This is a genomic window from Gilliamella sp. Lep-s35 (assembly GCF_009795845.1).
Classification (GTDB): Bacteria; Pseudomonadota; Gammaproteobacteria; order Enterobacterales; family Orbaceae; genus Gilliamella.
This window is the reverse complement of sequence record NZ_WTEX01000048.1, coordinates 1-1,702: the sequence shown is the minus strand read 5'-3', so window position 1 is coordinate 1,702 and position 1,702 is coordinate 1. Positions and strand designations below refer to the sequence as shown.

The 1,702-nt window shown below is 50.5% G+C and carries 1 rRNA gene; it reads right to left on the bottom strand.

The features are described from left to right. Positions 1-7: 7 nt before the first annotated feature. Positions 8-1,545 (bottom strand): 16S ribosomal RNA (locus GQ590_RS11605). Positions 1,546-1,702: the final 157 nt, after the last annotated feature.

The window sequence follows — 1,702 nt, the reverse complement described above, 5'->3', positions numbered from 1 at the left end:
CTCTTCGTAAGGAGGTGATCCAACCGCAGGTTCCCCTACGGTTACCTTGTTACGACTTCACCCCAGTCATGAACCACACCGTGGTAAACGCCCTCCCGAAGGTTAAGCTATCTACTTCTGGTGCAACCCACTCCCATGGTGTGACGGGCGGTGTGTACAAGGCCCGGGAACGTATTCACCGTGACATTCTGATTCACGATTACTAGCGATTCCGACTTCATGGAGTCGAGTTGCAGACTCCAATCCGGACTTAGACGTACTTTATGAGGTCCGCTTGCTCTCGCGAGGTCGCCTCCCTTTGTATACGCCATTGTAGCACGTGTGTAGCCCTGGTCGTAAGGGCCATGATGACTTGACGTCGTCCCCACCTTCCTCCGCTTTATCAACGGCAGTCTCCTTTGAGTTCCCGACCAAATCGATGGCAACAAAGGATAAGGGTTGCGCTCGTTGCGGGACTTAACCCAACATTTCACAACACGAGCTGACGACAGCCATGCAGCACCTGTCTCACAGTTCCCGAAGGCACTCTCGTATCTCTACAAGATTCTGTGGATGTCAAGACCAGGTAAGGTTCTTCGCGTTGCATCGAATTAAACCACATGCTCCACCGCTTGTGCGGGCCCCCGTCAATTCATTTGAGTTTTAACCTTGCGGCCGTACTCCCCAGGCGGTCGATTTATCGCGTTAGCTTCGGAGCCCATCACTCTAGGCAACAAACTCCAAATCGACATCGTTTACAGCGTGGACTACCAGGGTATCTAATCCTGTTTGCTCCCCACGCTTTCGCATCTCAGCGTCAGTATCTGTCCAGAAGGCCGCCTTCGCCACCGGTATTCCTCCACATCTCTACGCATTTCACCGCTACACGTGGAATTCTACCTTCCTCTACAATACTCCAGATAACCAGTTTTAAATGCAATTCCTAGGTTGAGCCCAGGGCTTTCACACCTAACTTAATTATCCGCCTACATGCCCTTTACGCCCAGTCATTCCGATTAACGCTCGCACCCTCCGTATTACCGCGGCTGCTGGCACGGAGTTAGCCGGTGCTTCTTCTGTGATTAACGTCAATCGATGCACCTATTAGATACACCGCCTTCCTCATCACCGAAAGTACTTTACAACCCGAAGGCCTTCTTCATACACGCGGCATGGCTGCATCAGGGTTCCCCCCATTGTGCAATATTCCCCACTGCTGCCTCCCGTAGGAGTCTGGACCGTGTCTCAGTTCCAGTGTGGCTGGTCATCCTCTCAGACCAGCTAGAGATCGTCGCCTAGGTGAGCCCTTACCCCACCTACTAGCTAATCCCATATGGGTTCATCAAATGGCGCATGGCCCGAAAGTCCCATGCTTTGGTCTCGCAACATTATACGGTATTAGCAGTCGTTTCCAACTGTTGTCCCCTTCCATTCGGCAGATCCCCATACTTTACTCACCCGTCCGCCACTCGTCATCAAGTGCAAGCACTCATGTTACCGTTCGACTTGCATGTGTTAAGCCTGCCGCCAGCGTTCAATCTGAGCCATGATCAAACTCTTCAATTTAAAGTTTGATGCTCAATAACTGTCTCTGACATATTCAAATGAATCTTCAGTGTCACTTATCAAGACTTAATTTTTTAGTCCGTAGACTTTTATCTTTTGTCTCGCAAGTGCCCACACAGATTGTCTGTTTCTTCTTTTTAAAGAGCTGACAGCTTTT